This is a genomic window from Lysobacter dokdonensis DS-58, assembly GCF_000770795.1.
GTDB classification, from domain to species: Bacteria; Pseudomonadota; Gammaproteobacteria; order Xanthomonadales; family Xanthomonadaceae; genus Noviluteimonas; species Noviluteimonas dokdonensis.
The window spans coordinates 1-15511 of the sequence record NZ_JRKJ01000009.1; the positions used below are offsets into that span (position 1 = coordinate 1).

At 68.6% G+C, this 15511-nt stretch carries 12 protein-coding genes and 1 pseudogene; 6 read left to right on the forward strand and 7 right to left on the reverse strand.

Annotated features, from left to right (window positions below):
* The 4 genes and pseudogenes from LF41_RS08495 to hemF form a co-directional block, all read left to right on the forward strand.
* Window positions 1-299 (forward strand): annotated as a pseudogene (locus tag LF41_RS08495) (hypothetical protein); the annotation flags it as partial.
* A 32-nt stretch (window positions 300-331) separates the two neighbouring features.
* A complete protein-coding gene (locus LF41_RS08500; RefSeq protein ID WP_036168591.1) occupies window positions 332-1303 on the forward strand; it encodes a uroporphyrinogen-III C-methyltransferase in 972 nt (323 codons plus the stop codon).
* Window positions 1304-1316: 13 nt separating this feature from the next.
* Complete coding sequence (locus LF41_RS08505; protein ID WP_036168593.1) at window positions 1317-2555, forward strand: heme biosynthesis HemY N-terminal domain-containing protein; 1239 nt, start codon at window positions 1317-1319, stop codon at window positions 2553-2555.
* A gap of 35 nt (window positions 2556-2590) precedes the next feature.
* Window positions 2591-3535 (forward strand): oxygen-dependent coproporphyrinogen oxidase, encoded by a 945-nt coding sequence (hemF, locus tag LF41_RS08510; protein ID WP_052116257.1) that lies wholly within the window; start codon window positions 2591-2593, stop codon window positions 3533-3535.
* On the opposite strand, the gene LF41_RS08515 is transcribed toward hemF, so the two are convergent.
* Together LF41_RS08515 and polA are read right to left on the reverse strand one after the other, a co-directional pair.
* The gene (locus tag LF41_RS08515) at window positions 3512-4003 is read right to left on the reverse strand and encodes a DUF421 domain-containing protein (RefSeq protein ID WP_036168595.1); all 492 of its coding nucleotides are present in this window, start codon (window positions 4001-4003) and stop codon (window positions 3512-3514) included. The two genes, hemF and LF41_RS08515, sit on opposite strands and share 24 nt — an antisense overlap.
* 304 nt (window positions 4004-4307) lie before the next feature.
* Window positions 4308-7079, reverse strand: coding sequence for a DNA polymerase I (gene polA / locus LF41_RS08520; RefSeq protein WP_036168597.1), 2772 nt, complete (start codon window positions 7077-7079; stop codon window positions 4308-4310).
* Between the two features lie 99 nt (window positions 7080-7178).
* Here polA and LF41_RS08525 point away from each other — a divergent pair, with 99 nt between their 5' ends.
* Together LF41_RS08525 and LF41_RS08530 are read left to right on the forward strand one after the other, a co-directional pair.
* A complete protein-coding gene (locus LF41_RS08525) occupies window positions 7179-7493 on the forward strand; it encodes a DUF2782 domain-containing protein (RefSeq protein WP_052116258.1) in 315 nt (104 codons plus the stop codon).
* 27 nt (window positions 7494-7520) lie between these two features.
* The gene (locus LF41_RS08530) at window positions 7521-7718 is read left to right on the forward strand and encodes a hypothetical protein (protein ID WP_036168599.1); all 198 of its coding nucleotides are present in this window, start codon (window positions 7521-7523) and stop codon (window positions 7716-7718) included.
* Here LF41_RS08530 and uvrD read toward each other — a convergent pair.
* From uvrD to LF41_RS08555, 5 genes are all read right to left on the reverse strand, one after another.
* Entirely contained in the window at window positions 7715-9892 is a 2178-nt protein-coding gene (gene uvrD / locus LF41_RS08535; RefSeq protein WP_036168601.1) for a DNA helicase II, read from the reverse strand. The genes LF41_RS08530 and uvrD overlap by 4 nt on opposite strands.
* A gap of 35 nt (window positions 9893-9927) precedes the next feature.
* Window positions 9928-10569, reverse strand: a complete 642-nt coding sequence (locus tag LF41_RS08540) for a TIGR00645 family protein (protein ID WP_036168603.1) — start codon at window positions 10567-10569, stop codon at window positions 9928-9930.
* A gap of 67 nt (window positions 10570-10636) precedes the next feature.
* Window positions 10637-12361 (reverse strand): GAF domain-containing protein, encoded by a 1725-nt coding sequence (locus LF41_RS08545; protein WP_052116259.1) that lies wholly within the window; start codon window positions 12359-12361, stop codon window positions 10637-10639.
* Between the two features lie 3 nt (window positions 12362-12364).
* Window positions 12365-12961: a biliverdin-producing heme oxygenase gene (locus LF41_RS08550; RefSeq protein ID WP_036168605.1), complete on the reverse strand. Its 597-nt coding sequence runs from the start codon at window positions 12959-12961 to the stop codon at window positions 12365-12367.
* A gap of 100 nt (window positions 12962-13061) precedes the next feature.
* Entirely contained in the window at window positions 13062-15395 is a 2334-nt protein-coding gene (locus tag LF41_RS08555) for a S9 family peptidase (RefSeq protein WP_036168607.1), read from the reverse strand.
* Window positions 15396-15511: the final 116 nt, after the last annotated feature.

Consider the following 15511-nt stretch of genomic DNA (forward strand, 5'->3'; position numbering starts at 1 on the left):
CCGACGTCTATGCGCGGGAACCGATCGCGCCGGTGCCCCGCGCGTTCGCCGCGCTGCGCCACGCCCGCGGCCGCTGGGCGATCGCCTTGAGCAGTGGCGAGGCCCTGCGCACCCTGGTCGAACATGCGCCCGCGGATCTCGAACGGAAACTACGCGCGGCACGCGTCCTTGCCGGCAGTCCGCGCCTGGCCGACGAAGCGCGCGCACTGGGCTTCGGAGACATCCGCATCGCCGCCGGCGCCCGCCCCGCGGACCTGGTGGCCGCGCGTGATGGCCGCTCACGACGCGGCATCCGGTAGCATCGCCGCACCCCTCCGCGACACCCTCGACCGTGCTCGATACCGACCCCTCGCCCGAACCGCCGGTCCGTCGCTCCCGCGCGCCCATCGCGTGGCTGTTGCTGTTGCTGCTCGCGCTCGGTGGCGCATGGGCGTGGCACGCATGGAACACGCGCGCGCAACACCAGCGCGCGGCCGCCGACGATGCCGCGCAACGCATGGGCGCGCTCGAAGACCGCATCACCACGCTGCGCGGCGAACAACGCGCGCAACAACAACGCCTCCAGCAGGCCGAAGCGACGAACCGCGTATTGCGCGACGAACTGCTCGGCGTCGGCCAGCGCGCGGCGTTGCTGGAAGACAGCGTGTCGAAGCTCGCCGACCCCGACCGCCACGGCGCGCAGGCCATCCGCCTGGACGAAGTCGAGATGCTGCTCGGCATGGCGCAGCAACGATTGCAGCTCGCCTCCGACCTTGATGGCGCGCGCCGCGCGTACGCCCTCGCGGCGGGAATGCTCGACGGGATCGACGACCCCGCGTATCTCACGTTGCGCCAGACGCTCGCGCAGGAACGCGCGTCGCTCGATGCGCGCGGCGTCGATCCCGTGCGCGATTCCGCGTCGAAACTGACTGCCTTCGAAGCGCAACTCGCGCGCCTCCCCGCCGCGCAGGCCAGCGACGGCGACGCGGACAAGTCGTGGTGGCAGCGCGTCGCCTCGCGCCTGGTCGAAGTCCAACCCAGCGACCGCGTGCAGTTGCGCGCCGCCAGCGACCGCAGCGCGGCGATGGAAGCGCTTGGTATCGAACTGACCCTCGCCCGCGCAGCGCTGGAACGTCGCGACGCCGTGGCCTGGCAGGCCGCGCTCGCACGCGCCGACACGTGGTTGCCGCGCCTGTGGCCGGATTCACCTGCACTGCGCGCCCAGCGCGCCATCCTGCGGTCGCTGCGCGCGCAGCCGCTCGCCATCGCCTCGCCGGTCGTGGGCACGACGCTCGCGCAATTGCGCTCCATGCGGGCGCGCTGACAGGAGTCCTGGCATGAACCTGTTCCGCAACCTGTTGTTCTGGCTCGCGCTCGCGCTGGTGGGCGCGCTGGTCGCGCAGGTCCTGGTGCAGGATCCGGGCGAAGTGCTCGTGCGCTTCCGGGGACACGATTACCGCAGCACCGTCGTCGGCGCGGCGCTGTTGCTCGTCATCGCGGCGTTCGCGCTGTGGTTGCTGTGGACGGTGCTCGCGTTGCCGTTCCGCGGCTGGCGCGGTTTCCGCAATCGCCAGGCGCGGCTGCGGCTCACCGATGGCCTGGGCGCATTGCATCTCGGCCACTGGGCGCGTGCGGAGAAGCAACTCGAACTCGCGGCGCAACGCGACGAAGCCGCACCGGTGGCGCTGGTCGCCGCGGCGCACGCGGCGGACGCACGCGGCGACGCGGGCGCAGCCCTCCGCCACCTCGATGCGCTGACCGAACGCGCCCCGCTGGCCAGCGCGATCGCGCGCGCGCAACGCGCCTTCGACGAGGGCGACCCGACGACCGCGCTCGCGATCCTCGACGCACCGAATGCGCAGCCGCTGGCGCCGCGCGGACTGATGCTGCGCGCGCATGCGCTGGGTGCGCTCGGCCGCGCGCACGAGGCCTACGGCATGCTCGGCGCCTTGCGCCAGCAACAGGCGGCCTCGCCGGCGCATCTCGACGAACTCCAGTCGCATTGGGCCGCCGCATCGCTGGCCGGCGCGCCCGACGCCAACGCACTCGCAGACCGTTGGGATGCGTTGCCCAAGACGCTGCAATCGGATCCCGATGTCGTCGGCGCCTACGCCGAGCGCGCGTCCGCGATGCGCTGGGATGCGGCCGCGGCGAGCAAGATCGAACAGGCGCTTGCGGCGCATTGGGACGAATCGCTGGTGGAGACCTACGGCGCGCTGCCCGTCGACTCCCCCGAGGCGCGCCGCGCGCAACTCGAAGCCTGGCTCGCGGCGCATCCCGAAAGCCCGGCCACGCTGCGCGCACTCGCCCGCCTGCAACCCTGGCCGATGGCCGAAGGCACGCTGCATCGCGCCGTCGCGCAAGGCGGCGGCGCGCACGCATGGGAAGCGCTGGCCGAAGGGTATGCCGCCGCCGGCGATGCCGAATCCGCGCGCCTGTCCTACGCCAATGCGCTCCGCGCCGTGCGCGGCGAGCCCACGCTCGCGCTGCCCAACCGCGGCCTGCGCGACCGCATCGCCGATGAAGCCGCCATCGAGATCCGCGACGAACACGGGGTTCCGCGCCTGCGCGAATGACGGCGCCGCCGCGCGGCCTCGCTAGAATGCCGCGCATGGAAACGCCCGCGACCCAGGAAGACGACGCCGGCTTCGCCCGCGTCCGCGATTACCTCACCGGCTTGCAGGACCGCATCTGCGCGGCCATCGAAGGCGCCGACGGTGCCGCGCGCTTCCGCGAGGACACTTGGGTACGCGCGGAAGGCGGCGGTGGCCGCACGCGGATCCTGCGCGACGGTGCGGTGTTCGAGCAGGCGGGCATCGGCTTCTCCGACGTCTCGGGCACGAAGCTGCCTCCCTCCGCGACGGCCGCACGCCCCGAGCTCGTCGGCGCCACGTGGCGCGCGGTCGGCGTTTCGCTGGTCTTCCATCCGCGCAACCCGTACATCCCGACCACGCACGCCAACGTCCGCCACTTCCGCGCGATGCGCGACGGCCAAACGGTCGCGTGGTGGTTCGGTGGCGGCTTCGACCTCACGCCGTATTACCCCTTCGACGAGGACGTGTTGCATTGGCATCGCACCGCGCGCGCGCTGTGCGAACCCTTCGGCGGACAGGCCCGCTATGACGCGCACAAGCGGTGGTGCGACGAGTATTTCTTCCTGAAGCATCGCGACGAGACGCGCGGTGTCGGCGGTTTGTTCTTCGATGACCTCCACCAGGATTTCGAAGGCGACTTCGCCTACCAGCGCGCGGTCGGCGACGGCTTCCTGGAGGCGTACCTGCCGATCGTCGAACGCCGCCGGGACACGCCCTTCGGGCAAGGCGAGCGCGATTTCCAGTTGTACCGGCGCGGGCGCTACGTCGAGTTCAACCTGGTGTACGACCGCGGCACGCTGTTCGGCCTGCAGAGCGGCGGGCGCACCGAATCGATCCTCATGAGCCTGCCGCCGCTGGTCCGCTGGGAATACGGGTTCACGCCGGACGCGGGCAGCAGCGAAGCGCGGCTGGCCGATTACCTGCGTCCGCGCGACTGGCTAAGCGAGCTCGTCGTCCCCTGAAGCGGACTTGCGCTTCGGCACGACGCTGATGCGCCCGTCGGTTTCCAGGATCGCGAAGTGCACGTCGTCCAGCGTGATTTCCCCGGCCTGGCGCAACGCTTCGTCGAAATCGTTCCTGCTCACCAGTTCGCGGCGCAGGACCTGTTCGAACAATCGTCCGTCCCGCGCGAGCACGACCGGCACGCCTTCGATCACCTGCTCGGCGTGGCGGCTGCGCGAGGCGACGTAGCCCGTCGTCCAGTTCAGCGTGATCAACACCGCCGCGAGCAACAGCCCGCCCAGCAGCGAGGTGTCCTTGCCCAACAGCGCGTTCTGCACCGCGTTGCCGAGCAGCACGATCAGCAACACGTCGAAGGGCGTGAACTGGCCCATCGTGCGCTTGCCGGAAATGCGGATCATGCCGAGCAGCACGACGTAGACGACCACCGCGCGCACGTACTCCCAGACGGGCATGGATAGCTCGAACATGCGGTTCCCCCGAAGCGGCCTTGGCCCACTTTATTGCACGCCGCAAAAAACGCAGGCAATAAAAAGCCCCGCAGGCCAGGGGGAGACCGGCGGGGCTGGGGAGCGGGACTTGGGGAGGAGTCGCGCTCCGGGGATCACTCCAGGGGAGGGAGAGATCTGCGTCAGACCTTGCATCTGACGCGAGCTATATGACCATTCCATACATGGATGGTTCGTGAAGATTCACGTTAATAACCCGTTGGATTCAGTTTGAATTCATGGCGTGAAGCACGCCCTCACAAACCTAATCCGTGCGACAAGCTGATCAGTGGGCCTCGTCCCAGTTGGCGCCGGTGCCCGCATCGACGACGAGCGGCACGCGCAGTTCGGCCGCCGCGGCCATCCGCTCGCGCGCGCCGGCGACGAGATCGTCGACGAACGCCGCATCGGCTTCGAACACGAGTTCGTCGTGCACCTGCAGGAGCATCAGCGCGCGCTTGTCGCCCGCCAGCCAGCCGTCGATCGAGATCATCGCGCGCTTCACGATGTCCGCGGCCGTCCCCTGCATCGGCGCGTTGATCGCCGCACGCTCGGCGCCGGCCCGCAGGCCCTGGTTGCGCGCGTGGATGTTCTCCAGGTGCAGGCGGCGGCCGAACACCGTCTCCACGTAGCCGTTGTCGCGCGCGTCCTGCCGCGTGCGCTCCATGTAATCGCGCACGCCGGGGTAGCGCGAGAAGTACAGCGCGATGTAGTCCTGCGCCTCGCCTCGGCCGATGCCGAGCTGCCGCGCCAGGCCGAAGGCGCTCATGCCGTACATCAGGCCGAAGTTGATGGCCTTGGCCGCGCGGCGTTCGTTGCTCGACACATCGTCGATCGCCTTGCCGAACACTTCGGCGGCCGTCGCGCGATGGATGTCCGCGCCGCTGGTGAAGGCCTTGAGCAGGTTCGGGTCTTCCGACAGGTGCGCCATGATCCGCAGCTCGATCTGCGAGTAGTCGAGCGCGACGATGCGCCGGCCTTCCGGCGCGACGAACGCCTTGCGGATGCGGCGGCCGTCGTCGGTGCGGATCGGGATGTTCTGCAGGTTCGGGTCCGACGAGGCCAGGCGCCCCGTCGCCGCACCGGCCTGGTGGTAGCTGGTGTGCACGCGGCCGGTGTTCGGATTGACCATTTCCGGCAGCTTGTCGGTGTAGGTGCTGCGCAACTTCGCCAGGCCGCGGTATTCCAGGATGATCTTCGGCAGCTCGTGCAGGTCGGCGAGCGCTTCGAGCGCTTCTTCGTTCACGCTCGGCTGGCCGGTGGAAGTCTTTACCGACACCGGCAGCTTGAGTTCGTCGAACAGCAACTGCCCGACCTGCTTGGGCGAATCGAGGCTGAAGGTGCGGCCCGCGAGCTGCGTGGCCTGCTGCTGCGCTTCCAGCATGCGCTTGCCGAGGTCCGCGGACTGGCGGCGCAGTTCGGCCGCGTCGACCAGCACGCCGTTGGCTTCGACGCGCTCGAGCACCGGGACGAGCGGGATTTCGATCTCGCGGTACACGCGGTCGAGCGACGGCTCGGCGGCCACCTTCGGGCGCAGCACCGAGTGCAGGCGCAGCACGACGTCGGCATCTTCGGCCGCGTAGCGCGTGGCGTCTTCGACCGACACGTGCGAGAAGGGAATCTGCTTGGCGCCCTTGCCCGCGACATCCTCGTAGCGGACGGTGTCGTAGCCCAGGTAGCGCTTGGCGAGTGAGTCCATGTCGTGGCGGCTCGCACCGGCGTTGAACACGAAGCTTTCGAGCATCGTGTCTTCGTCGTAGCCGTGCACCGTGATGCCGTGGCAGCGCAGCACGTGCAGGTCGTACTTGCCGTGCTGGCCGATCTTCTTCTTTGTTGCATCGGCGAAGATCGGGCGCAGGGCGTCCAGGACTTCGTCGCGCGACAGCTGTGCCGGCGCGCCGGGATATTCATGGCCGAACGGGATGTAGGCGCCCGAATGCGCCTGCGTTGCCACGCTCAGGCCGATCAGGTTCGCGCACAGCGCGTCCAGCGAATCGGTTTCGGTGTCGAAGGCGAAGGCATCGGCCGCCTGCAGCTTGCCCAGCCACGCGGAGAACTGCTCGCGCGTGAGGACCGTTTCGTACGCGCCCTTCTCGCCGAGCGCGGGCTCCGGCGCCTCGATCGGCGCCGCGCCCGTGCGCGCCCAGCCGGCCTCGGTGCCGCGCATCGAGACCTTGCGTTCGCTCGCCGCCGGCGGCGTACCGCCGAGTTCCTTCAGCGCGGCGTTGAACCCGTAGCGGGCGTACAGGACCTTCAGCGTTTCGACGTCGCGCTCGCGCAACGTGAGTTGATGCGCGGCCGCATCCAGCGCGACATCGGTCTTGATCGTCACCAGCGTGCGATTGAGCGGCAGGCGCGGCAAAGCCGCGCGCAGGTTCTCGCCGATCTTGCCGCCGATCTTGTCGACGTTGGCGACCACGCCGTCGAGCGAGCCGTACTCGGCGAGCCACTTCGCCGCCGTCTTCGGCCCGCACTTGTCCACGCCCTTCACGTTGTCGATCGCATCGCCCATCAGCGCGAGCATGTCGACGATCTGGTGCGCGTGGACGCCGAACTTCGCCATCACGCTTTCGTCGGTGTCCAGCACGCTGCCGCTCATCGTGTTGATGAGGCGGATGTTGCCGCCGCCGTCGACGGGGCACAGCAACTGCGCGAAATCCTTGTCGCCGGTGGAGATGGTCACGTCGCTGCCGGCTTTCGCCGCCTCGAGCGCGAGCGTGCCGATGACATCGTCGGCTTCCACGCCGTCGATGCGCAGGATCGGGAACCCGAGCGCCTGCACGATCTCGCACATCGGTTGCACCTGCGCGCGCAGGTCGTCCGGCATCGCCGAACGATTGGCCTTGTACTCGGGATACAGATCGTCGCGGAAGGTCTTGCCGGGCGCGTCGACGACGAAGGCCGCGCAGTCCGGCTGCTCGGCGAGCGTGGCGCGGAGCATGTTCACGACGCCGAAGAGGGCCCCGGTGGGCTCGCCGGCGCTGTTGGTGAGGGGCGGGAGCGCGTGGAACGCGCGGTACAGGTACGAGGACCCGTCGATCAGGACCAGTCTTGGCATCGGGGGATTCTACGCCGCGCCCGCCCGTCGCCATGCACATCGGGCCGACAACGGCCGGGCGTATGCTTCAGTTCCGTATCCGCAGGGAGGAGGTCGCCAATGGCCCGCAATCGTCCCGTGCGCACGCTCGCCGCAGTCGCCGTGCTGGCGCTGGTGGCAGGCTGCGCCACCGCCCCGCAGGATCCGAACGCGCCGCCGCCGATCCCCGAAGGGTCGGAGCAGGCCACGCGCACCGAATCCAACGGCGACATCGTCACCGAGTACCGCGTCAACGGCTCGCTCGCGATGGTGCGCGTGGTGCCGAAGAACGGCCCGACGTACTACGTGACCGACGCCGACGGCGACGGCCGACTGGATCGCAACAGCGATGGCACGCGCAACGTGCCGGTGTATTTCAAGCTCTATGGCTGGTGACCCTTCGCCCCCGGATCGGAGACCGCGATGACCAAGCTCGACAAGCCCATGCGCCGCGAGGTGCAGATCGGCGACCAGGTGTACACGCTGACGATCGGCCCCGAGGGCCTGAAGCTCGTCGAGAAGGGCCGTCGCAAGGGCCTCGAACTGGCATGGACCGCGCTGGTCAGCGGTGATGCGGCACTGGCCAGTGCGCTGCAGGCGTCCGTCGCGGACGCGCGCTAGGCCGGCGACAGGTTCGCGTACGCCAGCACCAGCCACTTCGCCCCGACATCGTCGAAGTTGACCTGCACGCGCGCGTGCGGGCCGCTGCCTTCGTAATCGGTCACCACGCCCGTGCCGAACGTCGGGTGCCGCACGTTGGCGCCGAGTTTCACCGGCGGCACGTCGACCGCCGGCATCGCGACGTCGCGGCGCCCCGAATGCGGCCGATAGGGCTGCGCCACCTTCACGCGCGGGCGCACTTCGTTGATCAATGGCCCGGGGATCTCGCGCAGGAAGCGCGAGGGAATGCCGTACATGTCCGAGCCGTGGATGCGGCGCGCCTCGGCGAACGTGAGCACGAGTTTCTGCCGCGCGCGCGTGATGCCGACGTACGCCAGGCGGCGTTCCTCTTCCAGGCGCCCGGGTTCTTCCTGCGATTTCGTATTGGGGAACAGGCCTTCTTCCAGCCCCGCGAGGAACACAAGCGGAAACTCCAGGCCCTTCGCGCTGTGCAGCGTCATCAACTGCACGCCATCCTCGCCCGATTGCGCCTGGCCTTCGCCCGCTTCCAGCGCGGCGTAGCTGAGGAACGCGACGAGCTCGCTGAGCGCCGCCGATTCCTCGTCGTCGCCGTGCACGAAGCGCGAGGCCACCGACACGAGTTCGTCGAGGTTGTCGGTGCGCGAGTCGAGCTGGCCTTTCGATTCGTTGGCGTAATGCTCGCGCAGGCCGCTGCGCATCAGCACGTGGTCGATCTTTTCCTGCAACGGCAGGGCGGCCGTCTCCACCTGCAGGCCTTCGATCAGCAACAGGAAGCCGGCGAGCGCATTGCGCGAACGCGCGGCGATCGCGTTGCCTTCGCTCGTCGCGCGCGCGGCGTCCCACAGCGTCTGGCTGTTCGCACGTGCGGTGCGGCGCACTTCGTCGAGCGTGCGCCTGCCGATGCCGCGCGCAGGCGTGTTGACCGCGCGCTCGAACGCCGCGTCGTCCGCGCGATTGGCCACCAGGCGCAGGTACGCCAGCGTGTCCTTGATTTCCGCGCGCTCGAAGAAGCGTTGTCCGCCGTAGACGCGGTAGGGGATCTGCTCGCCCAGCAGGGCTTCTTCGAAGGCGCGCGACTGCGCGTTGCTGCGATACAGGATCGCGCAATCGCCGTGGCTGCCGCCGTCGCGCACCCACTGGCGGATGCGCTCGATGACGTAGCGCGATTCGTCGATTTCGTTGTACGCCGCGTAGAGATCGATCTGCTCGCCCTCCCCGGCATCGGTCCACAGCTGTTTGCCGAGGCGATCGGGGTTGTGCGTGATGACCGCGTTGGCGGCGTTGAGGATGTTGGACGTGGAGCGGTAGTTCTGTTCCAGGCGCAGCGTGGTGGCGCCGGGGTAATCGCGCAGGAAGCGCTGCACGTTTTCCACCTTCGCGCCGCGCCAGCCGTAGATCGCCTGGTCGTCGTCGCCGACGACGAACACGTGGCCCGTTTCGCCCGCGAGCAGGCGCACGAAGCCGTACTGGATGGCGTTGGTGTCCTGGAATTCGTCGACCAGCACTTCGCCGAAGCGATGGCGGTAGTGCGCCAGCAACCCCGCGTTGTCGCGCAACAATTCATGCGCGCGCAGCAGCAGCTCGGCGAAATCGACCAGGCCCGCGCGGTCGCAGCGTTCCTGGTAGGCCTCGTAGGCCTTGCGCATCGTGTCCATGAACCAGTCGCTGCCCGGCTGGATGTGCTGCGGGCGGCGGCCTTCGTCCTTCTGCGCGTTGATCCACCACGCGATCTGCCGCGGGGGAAAACGCGTGTCGTCGAGTTCGAGCTGCTGCACGACACGCTTGACCATCCGCAGCTGGTCGTCGGAATCCAGCACCTGGAAGCCTTCCGGCAATCCCGCGTCGGCCCAGTGCAAACGCAGCAGGCGATGCGCCAGTCCATGGAACGTGCCGATCCACATCCCGCGCGACCCGTGGCGCAGCAGGTGCTCCGCGCGATGGCGCAACTCGCCCGCGGCCTTGTTGGTGAAGGTCACGGCGAGGATCCCGTGCGGCGGCACGCCCATGACTTCGTTGAGCCACGCGATGCGATGCATCAGCACGCGCGTCTTGCCGCTGCCGGCGCCGGCGAGGACCAGATAGTGCCCGGCGGGCGCGGTGACGGCCTCGCGCTGGGCCGGATTCAGCGCGTCGAGCAGGTGGGAGACATCCATCTCGCTATTTTACGGTGCGACGCCGCCAATCCCGGTCAGTGTGCGTGCGCGTGTTCGCGCTTGCTCGCCGCGTGCGTCATCAACTTGTCGGTCCAGGCGATGCCGAGGGCCGAGACGATGAAGATGCTGTGGATGATCGTCTGCCACATCACGCCGGCCTGGGTGATGGTGGTGCAGGCCTTCATTGTCAGGCCCGACTCGGTCATCGCGCGCACCGCGGCGATGCCGTCGGGCGAGCTGCACAGCGGCAGGCCGCCGACCATGCCGACCTCGATGAAGCTCTTGAGCAGGTGGATCGACGAAATGCCGATGATCGCCATGGCGAGCTTGACCTTCAGCACGCTCGCGTTGACGTGGCTCAACCACTCCGGCTGGTCCGGATGTCCTTCCAGGCGCAGGCGCGAGACGAAGGTTTCGTAACCGCCGACGATCACCATCACCAGCAGGTTGCTGATCATCACCACGTCGATCAGGCCCAGCACGATCAACATGATCTCCTGCTCGCCCAGGCGCGGCGTCTCGGCGATGAGATGCAGCAGTTCCTTGACGAACAGGTAGACGTACACGCCCTGCGCGACGATCAACCCCAGGTACAGCGGCAACTGCAGCCAGCGCGAGGAGAAGATCAGCGTGGGCAGCGGATTGAGCCCGCGGGTGCGGGGAGCGACGTCGGACATGGGGGATTTTTCTGCAGGGGAACTCGGCCGTCGAGGGTAACGGCGGCCGTTCGCCGCGCGCAAGCGGTCAGCCGACCGCGCTGCCGTGCATCAATGCGCGCAGTTCCGCCTCGAGTTCCGCGATCCGCGCACCGATGCGCGCGGTCTCCTCGTCTTCCAGATGCCCCATGCCGTCCAGCAAGGCGCCGAGCTGGTCGAGGCGCGACTTCTGCTCGGCGATCACGTGGCGGCGCCGGAACAGGCGCATGTCGCTGACGTTGCCGGCATCGGACTCGTCGGGCAGCGGTTGCCACGGACGCTCCTGCAACAACCAGCGCAATCGTTCGGCGGCGCCACGTTCGGCGTCGGTCCACGGCGTCGCGTGACCGCGCACCGTCTCTCGCCAACTCGCGAAACTCTTGCGCGGCGCGATGCGCACGCCGTCGTCGGTGGGCACCATCGGCTTGTGCGGATCGCCCGCCCACACCACGTCTTCGACCTGCTCGACGCGGAAGAACAACAACCAATCGTCGCGGCGCCCGAACGGCACGGCGAGCACGCCGGCCAGGCCATCGTTCGCAAGCGGAAGCGCCCACGACGTGGCGTGCTCGACGGCCGGCAATCGATCGACGCCCTGCGTGCGCGCCCATTCCAGCGCATGCGCCAGGCCCTCGATCGACGGCGTGCGCCCGTGCGTCGTCCAACGCCCGTCGCTGCGCAACGCAATGCCCTCGGCGGGGAGCATGTCGGCGAGGATCGGCATCGCGGCGGCAAGCGCGGATGCACCATCGGCGCCGGAGAGGCGCAGCGCGAGGCGTTCGCGCGCGTCGCGCGCGCGGTCGTCCTGCCTGCCCGCGACTTCCTGCTCGGCCGCGCTCACGCGCATCGACACGAACAGGCTGAACATCTCGGCGGCGGCGCGGATCGACGGCGGCACCAGGCGCGGCGTGCGGTGATGGCAGGCGATGAGCCCCCACAGGCGGCCGTTGTCGACGATGGAAATCGACATCGAGGCGCCGATGCCCATGTTCTTCAGGTATTCGATGTGCACCGGCGAGACGCTGCGCAGGATGTGCTGGCTCAGATCGAGCGGTGCACCGTCGGCATCACGGTCCGGCACGATCGGCACCGGCGCGTACGCGACATCGGGGATCACGCGGATGCGGTTGCGCACGTACAGCGCGCGCGCCTGCGCGGGAATGTCGGAGGCCGGATAGCGCAGGCCGAGGAAGGGTTCCATGTCGTCGGCGCGCGCTTCGGCGATCACCTCGCCCGCATCGTCGTGGCGGAAGCGGTAGATCATCACGCGGTCGTAGCCGGTGAGCTGGCGGATTTCCTCCGCGGTGCGCTGGTGGAAACCGCGCATGTCGGCACTGCCGCTGACGCGCGCGATCATGCGCTGCGCGACCACCGTCGGGGTCTGACCTTGCGGCTTGACGGTACGCGGCTCGAGTTCGATGTGGACCAACTTGCCCGCGACGTGCACGACGAAATCGCACAGGTGCGCCATCGCGCCGATGTTGCCGATGGCCGCGCGCTGCGGCGGCGCGCCGGGCTCCATCAGGTCGAGCACTTCCAGCAGCGGTTGCAACACCTCGTCGGCGACGTGTTCGCGCAGGCTGTGCCCGATGACGTCGTCCGGGGACAGGTCGAGCAGTTCGGCGACGTTGGCCGAGGCGTGTCGCACCGTCCAGTCGGGCATCGAACAACTGATCAGATAGCCGTGGGGCTGGATCGCACCGCTGAGGTGGATCGGTTCGCGCGCGCAATCGGCGTCGGCGCCCGGCTGCGGGCGCGGTGTCACGTGGTCCATGGATCAGCGTCCTTCTACGCCCTGGTGCGCGAGGTCCGCGCGGTGGAATTCGAATTCGGCGCACGCGAAGGCGCGCGCGGCGGAGGCGAGCATCTGGCGCTCGTCGGCGGGGCCGAAGGCCGCGCGCTCGAGATCGGCGACGAACGCGCGCCACCGCTTGCCCGCGCCGAAACCGCCATGGCGCGAGAGGAACGTGGCGCCCGTGCCGGGGCCGTGGCCCAGCGCCTGCGCATCGCCCAGCAACTGTGTCGCGCCGAGCGCCGAGCCTTCGATCACGTAGAACAGGCCGGCCGCGTCCGCGTCGCTGCCGACGGTCATCGCCGGACCCTCGGCCAACGCCGGCACCTGCATCGCGTGCAGATCGTCGTCGAGCCATTGCGTGCGGGCCGGATCGCGCCAGGCGCGCCAGGCCGGACCGAGCATCGCGCAGGCAAGTGCGCGCTCGGCATTGGCGACGAAGGCCTGCATGCCGAGCACGTAGGTGCGGTACTGCGCGTGGGTGCGCAGCCCCTGCGCGAAGCGCGTGTCGAGCCGCACGTGCGCGGTGCCGGTGGCACCCCGCAGGCGATCGCGATATCCGTTGTCGGCGGCGGCGGTCATGTGAAGGAGACGATACACGATCGCCTGCACGCCGATTTCACCAACGAAGACGGGGCCTGAAGCCCCGTCTCCAACCGCGTGAAATGGCCGTAGCGGCGCCTTACTTCGGCAACTTCACCTCATAGGCGTCCGGATGCTCCGCGCCCATCAGGTGCTCGACGAAGTAATCCCAACGCTTGCGCATGACGTACGGCGAGTACTCGCCGTAACCATGGCGCGCGTTGGGAAGCAGCAACAGGTCGAAATCCTTGTTGGCCTTGATCAGCGCGTCGACGACGAGCAGCGTGCTCTGCGGCGGGACGTTGTCGTCCATCAGGCCGTGCATGAGCAGCAGCTTGCCCTTGAACTTGCCGGCGTGGTTCTGGTTGGCCTGGTCGTCGTAGTTCGACTTGCCGTCCTTGCCCGCGACCAGCAGGCCCTGCCACTTCTCCGCCCAGTCGTCTTCGTAGTTGCGGTTGTCGTGGTTGCCGCTTTCGGCGATGCCGACCTTGAAGAAGTCGCCATACCGGAACAGCGCAGTGCCCGTGGCGTTGCCGCCGCCGGAGTGGCCCCAGATGCCGACGCGCGACAGGTCGATCCACGGGAAGCGTTCGGCCAGCTGCTTCATGCCGGTGACCTGGTCGGGCAGCGTGTTGTCGCCGATGTTCTTCGCGTACGCGTCGTGGAAGGCCTTGGAGCGATACGGCGTGCCCATGCCGTCGATGGCGACGACGACGAAGCCCAGTTCGGCCAGCGCCTGGTTGTCGCCGTGCGAGGGCGCGAAGCCGTACGTGCGCACCGAGCCGACCTGCGGACCGGGGTAGACGTAGTTGACGATCGGGTACTTCTTGTTCGGATCGAAGTTCGACGGCTTGAACAGCATGCCGTACAGGTCCGTCTTGCCGTCGCGCGCCTTGACGACGATCGGTTCGGGCGCGACCCAGCCGGCGGCCTTCAAGCGCGTGATGTCGGCCTTCGCGATTTCGGCGAGCACCTTCCCGTCGTTGGCATCGCGCAGCACCGTCACCGGCGGCACGGCGGTCGTCGAATACGAGTCGACCACGTACTTGCCGTCGTCGGACAGCTTGAACGCGTGCTGCGCATCTTCCGGCGAGAGCAGCGCGGGCGCGCCGCCGTCGAGGTTCACCTTGTACAGATGCTGGTGATACGGATGGTGGCCTTCCTCGCGGTTGACGCCGGTGAACCACACCGTGCGCGAGGCCGGATCGAGGCGCAGCACCTCGGCGACGTTCCAGTCGCCCTCGGTCACCTGGCGCTTCAGCTTGCCGGTGCCCAGGTCATACAGATACAGGTGGCCCCAGTTGCTGCGCTGGCTCCACCACAGGATCTCGTTGCTCTCGGGCAGGTAGCGCCAGTTGATGGCGTTGATGCCCGACTCGAACCAGTTCTTCGCGCTCTCGTCGAAGATGTCCTTCACGGCACCGGTGGCGGCATCCGCCGTGCGCACCCAGCTCTTGGTGTGGTCGCGCGAGGTGGACACGAAGGCGAGCGTCTTGCCGTCCTTGCTCCACTGCACGTCTTCCCAGCCGCCGAAGCAGCTCACGTCGTCGCACTGCGTCGAACGATGCTGGTCGGCCGGCATCTTCAGTCGCACGACCTTCGCCGTCGGCACGTCGATGACGACGCGCTCGATCATGGTCACGTCCTTGTCGCCGACGAACGGGTACTTCCACGTTTCGATCTTCGGCGCGCCGACGTTGGTGCCGACCAGCGCCATCGTGCTGGTCTTGCGCTGGTCCTGCTGGAAGGTGGCGATCTTCGACGAATCGGGCGACCACACCAGGATCGCGCTGTCGTCGTGCACCCAGCCGGCGTTGTTGGTGGCGTAGCCGAAGTCCTCGACGCCGTCGGTGGTCAGCTGCGTTTCCTTGCCGGTGGCCGTCTCGCGCACCCACAGGTTCCAGTCGCGGATGAAGGCTTCGCGCTTGCCGTCGGGCGAGGCGTTGCCCGGGCCGTCGCCGGCCTTGCCCTTCGTCGTGGGCTTGGCGACGCAGCGCGGCTTGGAGACCTCGCACAGGTAGTGCGTGCCCTTGACCGAGAAATCGTAGCGGCCGTCCGCATTCAGGCCGACGCCGTAGAGGGTCTTGTCGATGCGCTTGGCGTCCACGGGCTTGCCGGTGGCGGAGGCCAGCGCCTTGGCCATGCGCGCGACATCGAAGGCGGCGACCGACTTGCCGGTCGTCGCGTCGGTCTTGACCACGCGCACGCCGTTGGCGTCGTTGTCGAACCAGACGAAGGTCTTGTCGTCGAGCCAGGTGATGTTCTGCGCCGCGTGGTCCACCAGCGGCATCGTGTTGGGCGAAAGCATCTTCACGGCGCGGTCGTAATCCGCGGCGGTGACCTTCGCAGGCGATTGGGCGAAGGCGCCCGACGACAGCGCGACACCCGCGCCGATGACCAGCGCGCAAGCGCCGCGATCCAGCTTCACACCCATTCCCCTGCTCCAGACATGGACACCGAAGCGCCCGATCCTAGCGCACCCACCCGGGTCTCCGGCCCCTGCCGATGGTCTCGTGCAGGGGACGGATGTCGCGGTTCGCGGACGATCCG

Excerpts from the sequence above, each read along its gene's own strand:
- polA (WP_036168597.1), bottom strand. The coding sequence starts at position 7,079 with ATGCCAAGACTGGTCCTGATCGACGGGTCCTCGTACCTGTACCGCGCG.
- LF41_RS08505 (WP_036168593.1), top strand. The coding sequence starts at position 1,317 with ATGAACCTGTTCCGCAACCTGTTGTTCTGGCTCGCGCTCGCGCTGGTG.
- uvrD (WP_036168601.1), bottom strand. The coding sequence starts at position 9,892 with ATGGATGTCTCCCACCTGCTCGACGCGCTGAATCCGGCCCAGCGCGAG.
- LF41_RS08515 (WP_036168595.1), bottom strand. The coding sequence starts at position 4,003 with ATGTTCGAGCTATCCATGCCCGTCTGGGAGTACGTGCGCGCGGTGGTC.
- LF41_RS08525 (WP_052116258.1), top strand. The coding sequence starts at position 7,179 with ATGGCCCGCAATCGTCCCGTGCGCACGCTCGCCGCAGTCGCCGTGCTG.
- LF41_RS08540 (WP_036168603.1), bottom strand. The coding sequence starts at position 10,569 with ATGTCCGACGTCGCTCCCCGCACCCGCGGGCTCAATCCGCTGCCCACG.
- hemF (WP_052116257.1), top strand. The coding sequence starts at position 2,591 with ATGGAAACGCCCGCGACCCAGGAAGACGACGCCGGCTTCGCCCGCGTC.
- LF41_RS08555 (WP_036168607.1), bottom strand. The coding sequence starts at position 15,395 with ATGGGTGTGAAGCTGGATCGCGGCGCTTGCGCGCTGGTCATCGGCGCG.
- LF41_RS08550 (WP_036168605.1), bottom strand. The coding sequence starts at position 12,961 with ATGACCGCCGCCGCCGACAACGGATATCGCGATCGCCTGCGGGGTGCC.
- LF41_RS08530 (WP_036168599.1), top strand. The coding sequence starts at position 7,521 with ATGACCAAGCTCGACAAGCCCATGCGCCGCGAGGTGCAGATCGGCGAC.
- LF41_RS08545 (WP_052116259.1), bottom strand. The coding sequence starts at position 12,361 with ATGGACCACGTGACACCGCGCCCGCAGCCGGGCGCCGACGCCGATTGC.